Source organism: Streptomyces gobitricini (assembly GCF_039532985.1).
GTDB lineage: Bacteria > Actinomycetota > Actinomycetes > Streptomycetales > Streptomycetaceae > Streptomyces > Streptomyces gobitricini.
The window spans coordinates 1-17,458 of the sequence record NZ_BAAASR010000010.1; the positions used below are offsets into that span (position 1 = coordinate 1).

General features: G+C 70.4%; 9 protein-coding genes and 1 tRNA gene. 9 read left to right on the forward strand and 1 reads right to left on the reverse strand.

From position 1 onward, the window contains the following. The first annotated feature begins 218 nt into the window (after window positions 1-218). Window positions 219-291 (forward strand) — tRNA-Thr (locus ABD347_RS08880). A 61-nt stretch (window positions 292-352) separates the two neighbouring features. Here ABD347_RS08880 and ABD347_RS08885 read toward each other — a convergent pair. Then, a complete protein-coding gene (locus ABD347_RS08885; protein WP_344358674.1) occupies window positions 353-3,004 on the reverse strand; it encodes a SpoIIE family protein phosphatase in 2,652 nt (883 codons plus the stop codon). 282 nt (window positions 3,005-3,286) lie between these two features. Here ABD347_RS08885 and ABD347_RS08890 point away from each other — a divergent pair, with 282 nt between their 5' ends. From ABD347_RS08890 to ABD347_RS08925, 8 genes are all read left to right on the forward strand, one after another. Continuing rightward, a complete protein-coding gene (locus tag ABD347_RS08890) occupies window positions 3,287-8,830 on the forward strand; it encodes a hybrid sensor histidine kinase/response regulator (RefSeq protein WP_344358677.1) in 5,544 nt (1,847 codons plus the stop codon). Between the two features lie 244 nt (window positions 8,831-9,074). Next, window positions 9,075-9,752, forward strand: a complete 678-nt coding sequence (locus ABD347_RS08895; protein ID WP_344358680.1) for a response regulator — start codon at window positions 9,075-9,077, stop codon at window positions 9,750-9,752. Window positions 9,753-9,920: 168 nt separating this feature from the next. After that, on the forward strand, window positions 9,921-12,734 hold the full coding sequence (locus tag ABD347_RS08900; RefSeq protein WP_344358682.1) for a DNA translocase FtsK: 2,814 nt from the start codon (window positions 9,921-9,923) through the stop codon (window positions 12,732-12,734). 253 nt (window positions 12,735-12,987) lie between these two features. Next, window positions 12,988-13,830, forward strand: coding sequence for a helix-turn-helix domain-containing protein (locus ABD347_RS08905; RefSeq protein ID WP_344358929.1), 843 nt, complete (start codon window positions 12,988-12,990; stop codon window positions 13,828-13,830). A 352-nt stretch (window positions 13,831-14,182) separates the two neighbouring features. Continuing rightward, window positions 14,183-15,661 carry a 30S ribosomal protein S12 methylthiotransferase RimO gene (gene rimO / locus ABD347_RS08910; RefSeq protein ID WP_344358685.1) on the forward strand — a complete coding sequence of 493 codons (1,479 nt, stop codon included), beginning with the start codon at window positions 14,183-14,185 and terminating at the stop codon, window positions 15,659-15,661. Then, entirely contained in the window at window positions 15,658-16,344 is a 687-nt protein-coding gene (pgsA, locus tag ABD347_RS08915; protein WP_344358687.1) for a CDP-diacylglycerol--glycerol-3-phosphate 3-phosphatidyltransferase, read from the forward strand. Before rimO ends, pgsA begins: the two co-directional genes overlap by 4 nt. Next, window positions 16,341-16,862: a CinA family protein gene (locus ABD347_RS08920; RefSeq protein WP_344358690.1), complete on the forward strand. Its 522-nt coding sequence runs from the start codon at window positions 16,341-16,343 to the stop codon at window positions 16,860-16,862. The genes pgsA and ABD347_RS08920 overlap by 4 nt, the downstream gene beginning before the upstream one ends. Before the next feature lie 109 nt (window positions 16,863-16,971). Then, a complete protein-coding gene (locus tag ABD347_RS08925) occupies window positions 16,972-17,355 on the forward strand; it encodes a helix-turn-helix domain-containing protein (protein ID WP_019889909.1) in 384 nt (127 codons plus the stop codon). Window positions 17,356-17,458 lie beyond the last annotated feature (103 nt).

Below are 17,458 nucleotides of genomic sequence, written 5' to 3' on the forward strand. Positions count from 1 at the left end.
ACCGCCGAACAATTATTAGCCTCAGTCCCCGGACATTTATGTCCGGGGACTGAGGCTTTTCTGCGTTCCGGTGGTACGAGTGGAAAGGGGCACCGGTTCCCCTTCGCGCGTGCGGCGTTTGCGGGCCGGTCGGCCTCTCGGTGCCGGTTAGGCATTCCCGCTCGTCCGGGGTATGCTTTATCTCGTTGCCGAGGGGAAATCCCCGAAGCGGCAAGTCGGCCCCTATAGCTCAGTCGGCAGAGCGTCTCCATGGTAAGGAGAAGGTCAACGGTTCGATTCCGTTTGGGGGCTCAGAGAAGGAAGAAGGCCCCCCGCCCAAGTGGCGGGGGGCCTTCTTCGTTTTCCCGTTCGGTCAGTCCGTGTGCGGTTCCGGGACGCGCATCGCGAGAATGGCCATGTCGTCGGACGGGGGCTCGGGGGCGAAGCGTTCGACCGCGCGCATCACGCGGGCGGTGACGGCGCCGGCCGTCAGGCCCGTACACGTGGTGAGAACGTCGATGAGTCCGTCGTCGCCGAGCATGCGGGAGCCCTCGCGGCGCTCGGTGACGCCGTCGGTGACGCAGAGGAGGACATCGCCCGGGTCGAGGGTGACGGTCTCCTCGTACAGCTCCAGGTCATCCATGACGCCGAGGAGGGGCTGGGGCTCGGCGGCCGGTTCGACCGTGCCGTCCTGGCGGAGACGGAGCGGGAGAGGATGGCCGGCACAGACCACCTTGAGGAGGGCGCTGCCGTCCTCCTGGGGCCACAGCTCGCCGTACAGGAGCGTGAGGAAGCGGCTGCGGGCCCCCTCGTCGAGGATCGCGGCGTTGAGGCGCTCCAGGACCGCCGGGCCGCCGAGACCCTCGCGGGCCAGCAGACGCAGGGCGTGGCGGGCGAGGCCGGTGACGGCCGCCGCCTCCGGGCCCGTACCGCAGACGTCGCCGATGGCGAAGCCGTACGCGTTGTCGTGGATGGGGAAGAGGTCGTAGAAGTCGCCGCCGACCTCGTTGCCCTCGCCGGCCGCGCGGTAGATGACGTCCACCTCGACGCCGGGGATCTGCGGGAGGCCCGGGGGCAGCAGGCTGCGCTGGAGGGACTGGCTGATGGCCATGCGCTCGGAGTAGAGGCGGGCGTTGTCCAGGGCCAGGGCCGCCCGGCGGGAGAGGTCCTCCGCGAGCTCCAGGATCTCCTGACGGAAGTGGTCGTCGGAGGGCTTGCCGAGGGTCAGCATGCCGATGACGCGGTTACGGGCGACCAGCGGCAGGACGACGGTCTCGCCGCCGACCGCGCCGGCCGTGGCCAGCGTCGTACCGATGCCGGAGGAGAGTGTGGTGGAGCCGAGGCCCAGCTCGCGCATGGAGGTGCGCAGAGCCGCCTCGTGGGCGGCGTCGGCGGGGGCCGTCCAGACGCGGGCGCCCGGGGAGGGGACCGGCTCGGGCGGGGGGATCCTGGAGAGGAGGGCCTTGAGGCCGTCGATGCGCTCCTCGTCCTCGTGCAGGACGTAGGAGAGGTAGGGCTCCGAGGTAGGGTCGGCGATCGTGTAGACGGCGCACCAGGTCGCGAGCGTGGGCACGGTCATCTGCGCCATCAGCGCCAGTGTCTGGTCGCGGTCGAGGGTGCCGGCGAGCAGGTCGGAGGCCTCGACGAGGAAGCTGAGGGAACCGCGGCGGAGGCGCTCCAGCTCGCCGAGGCGGGCGGATTCGACCGCGAGGGCGATACGGTCGGCGGCGAACTGGAGGCGGAGGGCCTCCTCGTTCGAGTACCGGGCCGCGGCTTCGGCGGCGACGCCCAGGGAGCCGGTGAGACGGCCCTCGACCTTGAGGGGGACGGTGACGACCGAGCGCATGCCGGTGCCGTTGAGGAGAGGGACGGAGCCGGGGACGGCCGACAGGTCCTCGTGGACGGCGGGCATGCGGGCGGAGGAGTAGCGCCCGGTGCCGGCGGCCTCGACGGGGACGCGGGCGAAGCGCTGGCGGGCTGAGGGCAGACCGGTGGTGGCGCGCACCTCCAGCTCCGTCTCGTCGTCGGTGGCGAGGAGGAGGAACGCGGCGTCGCCGTCCAGCATGTCGCGGGCGCGCTCGACGGTGCGCTGGAGGAGTCCGTCCAGGTCGTCGGGGGCGGGGGAGCCGATGAACACCTCGAACGGGTCGGTGCTGCGGCTCTCGTTGCTGGAGTCGACGGGGGTGCGGGGCGGGGACTGGAGGATGGCGCGTTCGTAGTCCCGTACCAGGAGACAGACGGTGGACGGTTCGCCGTGGGTGTCCCGTACGCGCAGGTGGGAGGCGTAGACCGGGATGACGCGGCCGTCGGCGCCGCGGATGCCGTAGCTGCCCTCCCAGCGGGAGAGACGGAGGGCCTCGGCGATGCCGGTGCCGATGCCCGGGGTGTGGGGCCAGGCGGCCAGGTCGCCGAGGGGCTTGCCGACGACCTGCTCGGCGGCGTACCCGAAGAGGTGCTCGGCGTCCTCGTTCCAGGCGGTGATCGTGCCGTTGCGGTCGATCTGGGTGACGGCGACCCGGACCCGGTCCTCCGCGACCGGGAGGAGCTCGGTGGCGACGACGGGGCCGGCGGAGCGGGTGCCGACGGGGCGTTCGGGGAGGTCGAGCTGGAACCAGACCTGCTTGCGGGTGGGGGAGTACTCCACACCCCAGCGGGAGGCGAGGGCGGCGCACAGGAGCAGCCCGCGGCCGTTCTCGCTGTCGGGGTTGGTCAGGGAGCGGCTGGTGCCCTGGAGCGGCACCTCGCGCTCGGGGTAGCGGTCGGCGACCTCGACGCGTACGCCGTTCTCGGTGCGCAGGCACAGGACGTCGGCGGCGGTGCCGGCGTGGATGACGGCGTTGGTGACGAGTTCGCTGGTCAGGACGACCGCGTCGTCGACGACGTCGGTGTACCCCCAGCCCTGGAGGGTGTCCCGGACGAAGGCCCGGGCGGTCGCCACGGACCGTCCCACGGGTTCGAAGGTGGCGGCCGCCCGAGCGGTGATCACAGAACTCCTCGTACACATCTCGACGCCCGGCTCTGCCATGATCGGCCCTGCCCCTCCCCGTGCCCGGTGCCCGTGCAGCGTCGCGCCGCCCCTGCCGGGCGGACCGGGGCGGTTGGACAGCCGGATGCCAGGTTACTTACCTTCGCTGTCCGGGCGGATGGTGGTCACCGCTGTTTCCGTCCCCCGAGGACGGGGACGTTATGCGAAGCTGCCGAACTGTTATGGCCTGGTTCTGTCGTGGTGAAACACTGGGAAGGCTTCCAGCGGCAGAGGGAGCGGAAATGCCCGAGCAGTACGGTCAACCCCTTCGGGAGGGACACGGTGGAGTCTGGCGTGACGGCGCGGGGCGGTAGCACGCGCGCGAAGGGCGGACGGCCCCGGAGTGGTGGGACCGTCGAGGTGGACGCCGCCGCACTGGACCGGTTGCTGGCGGCTCTGGTGTCGATGCGGGACGGTAATTTCCGCAAGCGGCTGACCGTCACCGGCGACGGTGTGATGGCGGAGATCTCGGCCGTCTTCAACGAGGTCGCGGACCGCCAGCTGCACCTGACCGGTGAGCTGTCGCGGGTCCGGCGGATGGTCGGGCGCGAGGGCAAGCTGTCCGAGCGGCTGGAGGTCGGGGCCAGCGAGGGCGCGTGGGCGCAGGCCATCGAGGCCGCCAACGCGCTGGTGGACGACATGACCCGGCCGGTCTCCGAGGTCGGGCGGGTGCTGTCCGCGGTCGCGGAGGGCGACCTGGACCAGCGGATGGAGTTGCGGTCGGAGGGTGCGGACGGGGCGGCGCGCCCACTGCGGGGCGAGTTCCTGAAGGTCGCCCGTACGGTGAACAACCTGGTCGACCAGCTGTCGGCGTTCACCGACGAGGTGACGCGCGTGGCGCTGGAGGTCGGTACCGAGGGCAAGCTGGGCGGCCAGGCGCAGGTCCGGGGCATGTCGGGGTCGTGGAAGGACCTGACGGACTCGGTCAACACCATGGCGTACCGGCTGACCGCTCAGGTACGTGACATCGCTCTCGTCACGACGGCGGTCGCCAAGGGTGACCTGTCACGCAAGGTCACCGTTCATGTGGCCGGCGAGATGCTGCAGCTGAAGAACACCGTCAACACGATGGTGGACCAGCTGTCGTCGTTCTCCTCCGAGGTCACGCGGGTGGCGCGTGAGGTGGGTACGGAGGGCGAGCTGGGCGGCCAGGCGGAGGTGCCGGGCGTCGCCGGGGTGTGGAAGGACCTGACCGACTCCGTCAACACCATGGCGGGGAACCTGACGTCTCAGGTGCGGGGTATCGCCGAGGTGACGACGGCCGTCGCGAACGGCGACCTGTCGCAGAAGGTGACGGTGAGCGCGCGGGGTGAGGTGGCGCAGCTCGCCGACACGATCAACCAGATGACCGAGACGCTGCGGACGTTCGCCGACGAGGTGACACGGGTGGCGAGCGAGGTCGGCGCCGAGGGGCTGCTGGGCGGTCAGGCGCAGGTGCCGGGCGCGGCCGGAACCTGGAAGGACCTCACCGATTCGGTCAACACGGTCTTCCGGAACCTGACGACGCAGGTGCGGGACATCGCGCAGGTGACGACGGCGGTGGCGAACGGCGACCTGTCGCAGAAGGTCACCGTCGATGTGGCCGGTGAAATGCTGGAGCTGAAGAACACCGTCAACACGATGGTGGACCAGCTGTCCGCCTTCGGCTCCGAAGTGACCCGTGTGGCGCGGGAGGTGGGCGTCGAGGGCCGGCTGGGCGGCCAGGCGGGGGTGCCCGGTGCGGCGGGGACCTGGAAGGACCTGACCGACTCGGTGAACACGGCGTTCCGTAACCTCACCGGTCAGGTGCGGGACATCGCGCAGGTGACGACGGCGGTGGCGAACGGCGACCTGTCGCAGAAGGTCACCGTCGACGTCGCGGGCGAGATGCTGGAGCTGAAGAACACCGTCAACACGATGGTGGCGCAGCTGTCGTCGTTCGCGGACCAGGTGACGCGGATGGCGCGGGACGTGGGCACGGAGGGCCGGCTCGGCGGGCAGGCGCGGGTGCCGGGTGTCTCCGGTACGTGGAAGGAGCTGACGGACTCCGTCAACTTCATGGCCGGCAACCTCACGTCGCAGGTGCGTCAGATCGCGCAGGTGACGACGGCGGTGGCGCGGGGCGACCTGTCGCAGAAGATCGACGTGGACGCGCGCGGGGAGATCCTGGAGCTGAAGAACACCATCAACACGATGGTGGACCAGTTGTCGGCGTTCGCGGAGCAGGTGACCCGGGTGGCCCGCGAGGTGGGCACGGACGGGCGGCTCGGCGGGCAGGCACAAGTACCGGGCGTCGCCGGTGTGTGGCGGGACCTGACGGACTCGGTGAACGGCATGGCCGGGAACCTCACCGCCCAGGTGCGGAACATCGCGCAGGTCGCCACGGCGGTGGCGCGGGGCGACCTGTCGCAGAAGATCGACGTGGACGCGCGCGGGGAGATCCTGGAGCTGAAGAACACCCTCAACACGATGGTGGACCAGCTGTCGAACTTCGCCGAGCAGGTGACCCGGGTGGCCCGCGAGGTGGGCACCGAGGGCATCCTGGGCGGCCAGGCGGAGGTGCAGGGCGTCTCCGGCACCTGGAAGGACCTCACCCAGTCCGTCAACTCGATGGCGAACAACCTCACCTCCCAGGTGCGGAACATCGCCGAGGTGACCACGGCGGTCGCCAAGGGTGACCTGTCGAAGAAGATCACCGTCGATGCGCGCGGGGAGATCCTCGACCTGGTGACCACCGTCAACACGATGGTGGACCAGCTGTCGAACTTCGCCGACGAGGTGACCCGCGTCGCCCGTGAGGTGGGTACGGAGGGCATCCTCGGCGGCCAGGCCAGGGTGCGGGGTGTCACCGGCATCTGGAAGGACCTGAGCGACAACGTCAATGTGATGGCCAACAACCTGACCTCCCAGGTGCGGAACATCTCGCGGGTGTCGTCGGCCGTCGCCAACGGTGACCTGACCAAGAAGGTGACGGTCGAGGCGAGGGGCGAGGTGGCCGAGCTCGCCGACACGGTCAACACCATGGTGACGACCCTGTCCTCGTTCGCCGACGAGGTGACGCGCGTGGCGCGTGAGGTGGGCACGGAGGGTGAGCTGGGCGGTCAGGCCAGGGTGCCGGGTGTCTCCGGTACGTGGAAGGACCTGACCGAGTCGGTGAACTCGATGGCGTCCAACCTGACCGGTCAGGTGCGCCAGATCGCCACGGTCACCACCGCCATCGCCAAGGGCGACCTCACCAAGAAGATCGACATCGACGCGCGCGGTGAGATCCAGGAGCTGAAGAACACCATCAACACGATGGTGGACCAGCTGTCGTCGTTCGCCGAGGAGGTCACCCGGGTCGCGCGTGAGGTGGGGACGGAGGGCATCCTCGGCGGCCAGGCGCGCGTGCGGGACGTGGACGGCACCTGGCGGGACCTGACGGAGTCGGTGAACGAGATGGCCGGGAACCTGACGCGGCAGGTGCGCGCCATCGCGGCCGTGGCCACGGCGGTGACCCGCGGCGACCTGAACCTCAAGATCGACGTGGACGCGGCGGGTGAGATCCAGGTACTCCAGGACAACATCAACACGATGATCGCCAACCTGCGCGACACCACCCTGGCCAACGAGGAGCAGGACTGGCTCAAGGGCAACCTCGCCCGGATCTCCGGCCTCATGCAGGGCCGGCGCGACCTCGACGACGTGGCCTCGCTGATCATGAGCGAGCTCACCCCGGTCGTCTCGGCGCAGCACGGCGCGTTCTTCCTCGCGATGCCGACCGGTGGGGGCAATGAGATCGGGGCGGACGAGGACGGCTCGTACGAGCTGGTCATGCGTGGCAGCTACGGCTACTCGTCCGGGGCGATGCCCACCTCGTTCCGGCCCGGCGAGACGCTGATCGGGACGGCGGCCGAGGAGAAGCGGACCATCCAGGTCAATGTGCCGCCGGGTTACCTGAGGATCTCCTCCGGGCTCGGTGAGGCGGCCCCGGCGCATGTGATCGTGCTGCCGGTGCTGTTCGAGGGGAAGGTCCTCGGGGTGATCGAGCTGGCGTCGTTCCAGCCCTTCACCCAGATCCAGCGCGACTTCCTCAACCAGATCGCCGAGATGATCGCCACGAGCGTCAACACCATCAGCGTCAACACCAAGACCGAGGTGCTGCTGAAGCAGTCGCAGGAGCTGACCGAGCAGCTCCGGGAGCGCTCGGCCGAACTGGAGAGCCGCCAGAAGGCACTTCAGGACTCCAACGCCGAACTGGAGGAGAAGGCCGAGCTGCTGGCGCAGCAGAACCGCGACATCGAGGTGAAGAACACCGAGATCGAGGAGGCGCGGCAGGTGCTGGAGGAGCGGGCCGAACAACTCGCGGTCTCCATGCGCTACAAGTCGGAGTTCCTGGCGAACATGTCGCACGAGCTGCGTACGCCGCTGAACTCGCTGCTCATCCTGGCGAAGCTGCTGGCGGACAACGCCGACGGGAACCTGTCCCCGAAGCAGGTCGAGTTCGCCGAGACCATCCACGGCGCGGGCTCGGACCTGCTCCAGCTGATCAACGACATCCTGGACCTGTCCAAGGTCGAGGCGGGCAAGATGGACGTCAGCCCGACCCGGATCGCGCTGGTGCAGCTCGTCGACTACGTGGAGGCCACCTTCCGGCCGCTGACCGCGGAGAAGGGGCTCGACTTCTCGGTGCGGGTCTCGCCGGAGCTGCCCGCGACACTCCACACCGACGAGCAGCGGCTGCTCCAGGTGCTGCGGAACCTGCTGTCGAACGCGGTGAAGTTCACCGACAGCGGGGCGGTCGAGCTGGTGATCCGCCCGGCCAAGGCGGATGTGCCGCAGTCGATCCGGGAGCAGCTGCTGGAGGCCGGTTCGCTGCGTGACCCGGAGGGTGACCTGATCGCCTTCTCGGTGACGGACACCGGGATCGGCATCGCGGCCAGCAAGATGCGGGTGATCTTCGAGGCGTTCAAGCAGGCGGACGGTACGACCAGTCGCAAGTACGGGGGTACGGGGCTGGGGCTGTCGATCAGCCGGGAGATCGCCCGGCTGCTGGGCGGCGAGATCCACGCGGCGAGCGAGCCGGGGCGCGGGTCCACCTTCACGCTGTACCTGCCGCTGCACGCGAGCGAGCTGCCCCCACAGGGTTACGGGCACGGCCATGGGGCGGATTTCCACCACGGTGCCGACGACGGGGCTCTGGACGTCCACGGGCTGCCCGCCGTCGGCCCGGGTCCCGAGCGTTCCGACCGTCGTTCCGGCGCGGGGGCCCTGTTCCGGCACCGGCGCAGGGCGGCGCTGGGTGCCGCGGAGCAGCGGCCCGCGCTGTCGGGCCAGCCCGGTCAGCCGGGCCAGCCCTCCGGTGCGGCGTCGGGATCCGCCGGGGCGCAGGGGGCTGCCGGGGCGTCAGCGGCCTCCGGAGCGGCCGGGGCCGCGGAGGCGTGGCCGGTGGCCGGTCAGGAGCAGCACGAGGCGAGGCGTACCTTCGAGTTCCACGGTGAGAAGGTGCTCATCGTCGACGACGACATCCGCAATGTCTTCGCCCTCACCAGCGTGCTGGAGCAGCACGGGCTGTCCGTGCTGTACGCGGAGAACGGGCGGGAGGGCATCGAAGTCCTGGAGCAGCACGACGATGTGACGGTCGTACTGATGGACATCATGATGCCCGAGATGGACGGCTATGCGACGACCACCGCGATCCGTCGGATGCCGCAGTTCGCCGGCCTGCCGATCATCGCGCTCACCGCGAAGGCCATGAAGGGCGACCGCGAGAAGGCGATCGAGTCGGGCGCTTCCGATTACGTTACGAAGCCGGTGGATCCGGATCATCTGCTCGCCGTGATGGAGCAGTGGATGAGCGGAGAGTGAGCGGAAGCGGGGGAAAACCTGGCGAGTTGCTGACTGACTGTGGTTGAAAGCGTGTGAGGGCCCCGTATTCGGGGAACTTTCTGGTCTCCCACCGCGTTTTTGCTACGTGCACAGTGACATCGCGGTGACAGGGTGTGGTGACAGGCGGGGTGCGGCTACGATGACCGGCACAAGGACGGACGGCGCACGGGAGTCGTCCCCTGGGGCGGCGCCCGGCCAACTGCCGGGGCGAGGAGGACGGGCCATGGTGCAGAAGGCCAAGATCCTCCTGGTCGATGACCGACCGGAGAATCTGCTGGCGCTGGAGGCCATCCTCTCTGCGCTCGATCAGACGCTGGTGCGGGCATCGTCAGGGGAGGAAGCGCTCAAAGCGCTGCTGACGGACGACTTCGCGGTCATTCTGCTGGACGTCCAGATGCCAGGAATGGACGGTTTCGAGACCGCCGCGCACATCAAGCGTCGGGAACGGACACGGGACATCCCGATCATCTTCCTGACGGCGATCAACCACGGCCCGCACCACACCTTCCGGGGATACGCGGCGGGGGCCGTCGACTACATCTCCAAGCCCTTCGACCCCTGGGTGCTGCGCGCCAAGGTGTCGGTCTTCGTCGAGCTCTACATGAAGAACTGTCAGCTGCGCGAGCAGGCCGCGCTGCTCCGGCTCCAGCTCGAGGGCGGCGGCCAGGGCGGAACCGTCAAGGAGTCCCCCGGTCTCCTGGCGGAACTGTCCGCACGGCTCGCGGCGGTCGAGGAGCAGGCGGAGGCGCTGTCCAAGCAGCTCGACGACGACTCGGCGGACGCCGCGGCCGTCGCCACCGCCGCGCACCTGGAACGCAAACTCACCGGACTCCGCAGGGCGCTGGACGCGCTCGAACCCGGAACCGGGAGCGGCGGTCCGCCGATGCCCCCGCAGAACTGACCGTTCGCCGGCGAAGGGTGGGCTGTTCGCCCCACCGGAGGAGGGAGGGCCCCGGCCCCGCCCTCCTGTTGAGTGCGTGTCAGCTCCACGTGCCCCGCCGGCCGACACGAACGGGTGAAGCGGTGGGCACACGTGTCCACCGCGCCACACACCGGTAACCTCACCACCATGGCCTCACGTACGTCCGGCAAGGGTTCCCAGGGCACGGCGGGCACCGCGCGTCCGCGCGCCGGCCGTACGACCGGCGCGGCGAAGAAGGCGGCGCCGGCGAAGCCCCCCGTGAAGAAGACCGCGCCCGCGAAGGCGGCCAGCCCCGCCGCCAGGGGCGCCAAGAAGGCACCCGCCAGGAGGGTGGCGGCGAAGAAGGCCGCGCCGCGAGCGGCACCGTCGCCCACGGCCGGCGTGTACCGGCTGGTGCGTGCCCTCTGGCTGGGCCTCGCCCACGCGGTCGGCGCCCTGTTCCGCGGGATAGGGCGCGGCGCCAAGGGGCTCGACCCCGCGCACCGCAAGGACGGCCTGGCCCTGCTACTGCTCGGCGTCGCCCTGATCGTCGCCGCGGGCACCTGGGCCAACCTCCAGGGCCCGGTCGGCGACCTGGTCGAGATGCTGGTGACCGGCGCCTTCGGCCGGCTCGACCTGCTCGTCCCGCTCCTCGTCGGCGCCATCGCCGTCCGATTGATCCTCCACCCCGAGCAGCCGGAGGCCAACGGGCGGATCGTGATCGGGCTGTCCGCGCTCGTCATCGGCGTACTCGGCCAGGTCCACATCGCCTGCGGCTCGCCCGGACGGGACCTGGGCAGCGAGGCGGTGCGCGACGCGGGCGGACTGATCGGCTGGGGTGCCTCCAAGCCGCTGATCTTCATGATGGGCGAGGTCCTCGCCGTACCGATGCTGGTGCTGCTCACCGTCTTCGGGCTGCTCGTCGTCACGGCGACACCCGTCAACGCCATTCCGCAGCGGCTGCGGGCGCTCGGCGTACGGCTGGGTGTCATCGAGCCCGCGCCCGGCGAGGTCGGCCCGGACGACGAGCGGTACGACGAGCAGTGGCGCGAGGCGCTGCCCGCCGGGCCCCGGCGGCGCGGCGCGCGGCCCGGGGCGTACGCCCCCGGCGAGGCCGAGGAGGAGGCGCTCACCCGGCGCAGGCGGCCCCGGAAGGCGGCCGCCGCGCCCGCGGAACCGGACTTCGACCGGCCCATGGACGCCGTGGACGTCGCGGCGGCCGCGGCCGCGGCGCTGGACGGGGCCGTGCTGAACGGCATGCCTCCCTCGCCGGTGGTCGCCGACCTGACGCGGGACGTGACCGGCGACCGGGGACCGGACGCGCTCGAGGCGCGGGACGCGGGGGGTGCGCGCGGTGCACGGGCCGCCGGTGACGCCGGCTCCGTACCGCCCGCCCGGGAGGCCAGGACGCCCGGTGGTGCCGTACCGGACCTCACCAAGCCGGCCCCTCTCCGTGACGAGCCGCAGGACCTGCCGCCGCGCGCCGAGCAGCTCCGGCTCGCCGGGGACATCACGTACGCCCTTCCGTCCCTCAACCTGCTGGAGCGCGGCGGCCCCGGCAAGACGCGCAGCGCCGCCAACGACGCGGTCGTCGCGTCGCTGACGACCGTCTTCTCGGAGTTCAAGGTCGACGCCGCCGTCACCGGCTTCACCCGCGGCCCGACGGTCACCCGCTACGAGGTGGAACTCGGCCCGGCCGTGAAGGTCGAGCGGATCACGGCGCTGACGAAGAACATCGCGTACGCCGTCGCCAGCCCCGACGTACGGATCATCTCGCCGATCCCCGGCAAGTCCGCCGTCGGCATCGAGATCCCCAACACCGACCGCGAGATGGTCAACCTCGGTGACGTACTGCGCCTCGCGGACGCCGCCGAGGACGACCACCCGATGCTGGTCGCGCTCGGCAAGGACGTCGAGGGCGGCTATGTGATGGCCAACCTCGCGAAGATGCCGCACATCCTGGTGGCCGGTGCCACCGGATCCGGCAAGTCGTCGTGCATCAACTGCCTCATCACCTCGGTGATGATAAGGGCGACCCCCGAGGACGTCCGGATGGTGCTCGTCGACCCCAAGCGGGTCGAGCTGACCGCGTACGAGGGCATTCCGCACCTGATCACGCCGATCATCACCAACCCCAAGCGGGCCGCCGAGGCCCTCCAGTGGGTCGTGCGGGAGATGGACCTGCGCTACGACGACCTCGCGGCGTACGGCTACCGGCACATCGACGACTTCAACGCCGCCGTGCGTGCCGGCAAGGTCAAGCCGCCGGAGGGCAGTGAGCGCGAGCTCCAGCCCTACCCGTACCTGCTCGTCATCGTCGACGAGCTGGCCGACCTCATGATGGTCGCCCCCAGGGACGTCGAGGACGCGATCGTCCGCATCACCCAGCTGGCGCGGGCCGCCGGCATCCATCTGGTCCTCGCCACGCAGCGCCCGTCGGTGGACGTCGTCACCGGTCTGATCAAGGCGAACGTGCCGTCCAGGCTCGCCTTCGCCACCTCGTCGCTCGCCGACTCCCGGGTCATCCTGGACCAGCCGGGCGCCGAGAAGCTGATCGGCAAGGGCGACGGCCTGTTCCTGCCGATGGGGGCCAACAAGCCGATCCGTATGCAGGGTGCCTTCGTGACCGAGGAAGAGGTCCAGGCGGTCGTACGGCACTGCAAGGACCAGATGGCGCCGGTCTTCCGGGACGACGTCACGGTCGGCACCAAGCAGAAGAAGGAGATCGACGAGGACATCGGCGACGACCTCGACCTGCTGTGCCAGGCCGCCGAACTGGTCGTGTCCACCCAGTTCGGCTCCACGTCCATGCTCCAGCGCAAACTGCGCGTCGGCTTCGCCAAGGCGGGCCGGCTGATGGACCTGATGGAGTCGCGCAACATCGTCGGACCGAGCGAGGGGTCCAAGGCGCGGGACGTCCTTGTCAAACCCGATGAGCTGGACGGAGTACTCGCCGTCATCCGTGGGGAGGCGGAGTCCTAGGACTCTCACTCGTGAGGGAACCGTGAGCAACCGTTTCCCTCTGCCGTACGTCACGTTGGACCGGGGGCGGGAGCAGTTGACCCGCCCCTCGGGCGCCCGGCCATTCCGATGGCGTACAAAGTGCGTCCGCCCGGTTGCTACACCCTTTCGTACCACCCATAGACTGAACCTCCAGCAGGTGGTTACACGCTCGAAAGGCGCCCTCGTGTCCATCCGCAACTCTCCCGAAGACGACCGTCCTTCCACTCCCGACATCCCGGACGACACGCGTGTCACGGGTGCCGAGGATGTCGCGGATGTCCCCGACGCTCCCGAGGACGACCGGCCCTCGATCGGCCGTGCGCTGCAGCAGGCACGTATCGACGCGGGTCTCACGGTCGAGGAGGTCAGTACGTCCACGCGCGTCCGCATCCCGATCGTGCACGCGATCGAGGAGGGCGACTTCTCGCGGTGCGGCGGCGACGTGTACGCCCGTGGCCACGTCCGAACGCTCGCACGCGCGGTCGGTCTCGACCCGGCGGCCCTGGTCGGGCAGTACGACGCCGAGCACGGTGGCCGTCCGTCGCCGACGCCCGCCGCGCCGCTGTTCGAAGCCGAACGCATCCGCCCGGAGCGGCGGCGGCCCAACTGGACCGCCGCCATGGTCGCCGCGATCGTCGCGGTGATCGGCTTCGTCGGCTTCACCCTGTTCAACGGGGAGGGCGGCGGCTCCCGGGTCAACCACGTCGCCGAGGGCCCGGCTCCGGCGCAGAAGGCCACCGGCAAGCCGAAGCCGCCGAAGGTGGTCGCCCCGCCGCCCGCGCCGTCCGAGAGCGCCATCGCGGCCGCGCCCAAGGACAAGGTGACGGTCAAGCTCACCGCCACCGACGACAAGAGCTGGATCTCGGCCAAGGCGCGCGACGGCAAGCTCCTCTTCGACGGGCTGCTCCTCAAGGGCGACTCCAAGACCTTCCAGGACGACGAGCAGCTGGACCTCATCCTGGGCAACGCCGGGGTGATCGAGATCTTCGTGAACGGCAAGAAGGTCGAGGACAAGTTCGAGGCCGGCCAGGTCGAGCGCCTCTCGTACACGAAGGGCGACCCCGAGGTCGGATGACGGCGCCCCGGCGCCCCGGCGCCCCGGCCCTCCCGGAGCCGAGTCCGGCCCGGGGCCGGGCCCGGGGGCGGGTGCGGCCAGTGACGTGGTTCTCCCCCGGGGCGGGTCTCCGCCCCGGGGGAGCGTCTTTGTCCGGGACGGCCGGGGCCGGGGCGGGGCCGGTGGCAGGCAGGTAGGCGGGCGCGGACGGGGCGGGGAAGATACGGCCCCGGCGGCGGACCACCGGGTCGGGTGGTTTCACGGGCGGTGCGGCGGAGGGTGACCCGGCGCTCGTGCGGCGGGGCGGGTGTGGGTATCCCGGCGTGACCCCTGAGCGACGGGGGTGTCGCTGGGACGAAGTAGTCTTGAGTCCATGCCCGAACGCCGTACCGTCGCCCTTGTCACTCTTGGCTGCGCCCGTAACGAGGTGGACTCGGAGGAGCTCGCAGGCCGCTTGGCAGCGGACGGCTGGCAGCTCGTCGAGGAAGCCGCCGAAGCGGACGTCGCGGTCGTCAACACCTGCGGCTTCGTCGAGGCCGCCAAGAAGGACTCCGTCGACGCCCTGCTCGAAGCCAATGATCTCAAGGACCACGGCCGCACCCAGGCCGTCGTCGCCGTCGGCTGTATGGCCGAGCGGTACGGCAAGGAGCTCGCCGAGGCGCTGCCCGAGGCCGACGGCGTGCTGGGCTTCGACGACTACGCCGACATCTCCACCCGCCTCCAGACCATCCTGAGCGGCGGCAGTGTGGAGGCCCACACACCGCGCGACCGGCGCAAGCTGTTGCCTCTCAGCCCGGTGCAGCGGCAGCAGGCCGCCGCCGAGGTCGCCCTGCCGGGCCACGCGCAGGAGCCCGCGCCCGCCCCGGCGGACCTGCCCGAGGGCGTCGCCCCGGCGTCCGGACCGCGCGCGCCACTGCGCCGCAGGCTCGACACCAGCCCGGTCGCCTCGGTGAAGCTCGCCTCCGGCTGCGACCGCCGCTGCTCGTTCTGCGCCATCCCCTCCTTCCGGGGGTCCTTCGTGTCCCGGCGCCCCAGCGACGTCCTAGGCGAGACGCGCTGGCTGGCCGAGCAGGGGGTGAAGGAGATCATGCTGGTCTCGGAGAACAACACCTCGTACGGCAAGGACCTCGGTGACATCCGCCTCCTGGAGACCCTGCTCCCCGAGCTCGCGGCGGTCGACGGGATCGAGCGCGTCCGGGTGAGCTACCTCCAGCCCGCCGAGATGCGGCCCGGCCTCATCGACGCGCTGACGTCGACCGAGAAGGTCGCCCCCTACTTCGACCTGTCCTTCCAGCACTCCGCTCCGGACGTGCTGCGCGCGATGCGGCGCTTCGGGGACACCGATCGGTTCCTGGAGCTGCTGGACACCATCCGGGGCAAGGCTCCGCAGGCCGGTGTGCGGTCGAACTTCATCGTCGGGTTCCCCGGCGAGAGCGACGAGGACTTCGCGGAGCTGGAACGCTTCATCACGCACGCCCGGCTCGATGCCATCGGTGTGTTCGGGTACTCGGACGAGGACGGCACCGAGGCCGCCACGTACGAGAACAAGCTCGACCAGGAAGTCGTCGACGAGCGGCTCGCCCACCTGTCGCGGCTCGCTGAGGAGCTGACCGCCCAGCGCGCGGAGGAACGGCTCGGCGAGACCCTGGAGGTACTGGTCGAGACGGTGGACGAGACGCCGGACGGGGACGGCGCCGTCGGGCGCGCCGCGCACCAGGCGCCCGAGACCGACGGCCAGGTGGTCTTCACGACGGCCGAGGGCCTGGCGCCCGGCCGCATGGTCACGGCCAAGGTCGTCGGTACGGAGGGCGTCGACCTGGTGGTGGAGCGCCTTGAGGAGGCGGGCAGATGACCGGAGCCCCGGCATCCGCTGCGGGCGGTACGGGTAGGCCGGCGCCCGGCGGCAAGCTGGGCGCCGCGGCGGTCAATCAGGCCAGCCTGTGGAACATCGCCAACATCCTCACCATGCTGCGGCTGGTGCTGGTGCCGGCGTTCGTGGTGCTTCTGCTCCAGGACGGCGGCTATGACCCGGCGTGGCGCGCCTGGGCGTGGGCGGCGTTCGCCGTCGCCATGATCACCGACATTTTCGACGGGCACCTCGCCCGCGCGTACAACCTGGTCACGGACTTCGGGAAGATCGCGGACCCGATCGCCGACAAGGCGATCATGGCGGCCGGGCTGATCTGTCTCTCGGCGCTGGGGGACCTGCCCTGGTGGGTGACCGGAGTGATCCTCTTCCGTGAGCTCGGCATCACGGTGCTGCGTTTCTGGGTGATCCGGCACGGAGTCATTCCGGCCAGTCGCGGCGGCAAGATGAAGACGCTGGCGCAGGGAACGGCGGTCGGGATGTACGTCCTGGCGCTGACCGGGCCGCTGGCGACACTACGCTTCTGGGTGATGGCGGTGGCCGTCGTGCTGACGGTCGTGACCGGGCTCGACTATGTGCGACAGGCGGTGATCCTGCGACGCCGGGGACTCGCCGGCGAGCGGGCGGAACGGGCGCGGCCGCGCTCCGGGACGGAGCCGGGACGATGACGACGGCAGCGCGTGCTCTGGCTCTTCTGGCGGAGAGTAACCAGACGGTCGCTGTCGCCGAGTCGCTCACCGGTGGTCTGGTGGCGGCGGAACTGACGTCCGTGCCCGGTGCCTCCACGTCCTTCCGGGGGTCGGTCACGGCGTACGCGACCGCGCTGAAGCATCACCTGCTCGGCGTCGACGCCGCCCTCCTTCAGCGGCGCGGGGCGGTGGACCCGGACGTCGCGCTGCAGATGGCGGTGGGTGTCCGGGACCGGCTGGCGGCCGGATGGGGCATTGCGACGACCGGAGTCGCGGGGCCCGAACCGCAGGACGGACAGCCTGTGGGGACGGTGTACGTGGCCGTCTGCGGGCCGGCCGGCGGAACCCTTGGCGCGGGGAAAGTCGCCGCGCTGCGATTGAACGGCGACCGTGCGGAAATTCGTAGAGAGAGTGTACGGAGCGTGCTGGAGCTGCTCGTGGGCGAACTCTCGGAGAATGCGCGGGCACAGGATACGGAACAGAACGGGGGGAACTGATGTTTGCAGCCCTGAGTGAACACGTCATCGCTCCCCGCACGGCCGCAGCGCGAGGCGGTACGGTGGGGCGTGAAGGATGCGGCTACACGGTCCGAGGAGGGAGCCACCGATGATTCTGCTCCGTCGCCTGTTGGGTGACGTGCTGCGTCGGCAGCGCCAGCGCCAGGGCCGTACTCTGCGCGAAGTCTCCTCGTCCGCCCGAGTTTCGCTCGGCTATCTCTCCGAGGTGGAGCGGGGGCAGAAGGAGGCTTCCTCCGAACTGCTCTCCGCGATCTGCGACGCGCTTGACGTACGGATGTCCGAGCTCATGCGAGAGGTGAGCGACGAGCTCTCGCTGGCTGAGCTGGCCGAATCGGCAGCGGCGAGTGAGCCGGTGCCGGCACCAGTACGCCCGATGCTCAATTCTGTGTCCGTGACGTCGGTGGCGGGTGTGCCGACCGAGCGGGTGACCATCAAGGCCCCAGCGGAGGCGGTGGACGTCGTCGCCGCCTGAGTGTCCCCGTGAGCGCTCGTGCGAGCGCTCCTGCGAGGGCGCGTGAAGGCTCTCTTGGAGAGTGCACGTTTTGGGCTCAGCCCCGGTCGGGTACCCGAATGGC

What these genes read in the sequence shown, in the direction of transcription:
- ABD347_RS08885 (WP_344358674.1), bottom strand. Translation starts at nt 3,004, where the DNA reads ATGGCAGAGCCGGGCGTCGAGATGTGTACGAGGAGTTCTGTGATCACC.
- ABD347_RS08895 (WP_344358680.1), top strand. Translation starts at nt 9,075, where the DNA reads ATGGTGCAGAAGGCCAAGATCCTCCTGGTCGATGACCGACCGGAGAAT.
- ABD347_RS08900 (WP_344358682.1), top strand. Translation starts at nt 9,921, where the DNA reads ATGGCCTCACGTACGTCCGGCAAGGGTTCCCAGGGCACGGCGGGCACC.
- rimO (WP_344358685.1), top strand. Translation starts at nt 14,183, where the DNA reads ATGCCCGAACGCCGTACCGTCGCCCTTGTCACTCTTGGCTGCGCCCGT.
- pgsA (WP_344358687.1), top strand. Translation starts at nt 15,658, where the DNA reads ATGACCGGAGCCCCGGCATCCGCTGCGGGCGGTACGGGTAGGCCGGCG.
- ABD347_RS08920 (WP_344358690.1), top strand. Translation starts at nt 16,341, where the DNA reads ATGACGACGGCAGCGCGTGCTCTGGCTCTTCTGGCGGAGAGTAACCAG.
- ABD347_RS08925 (WP_019889909.1), top strand. Translation starts at nt 16,972, where the DNA reads ATGATTCTGCTCCGTCGCCTGTTGGGTGACGTGCTGCGTCGGCAGCGC.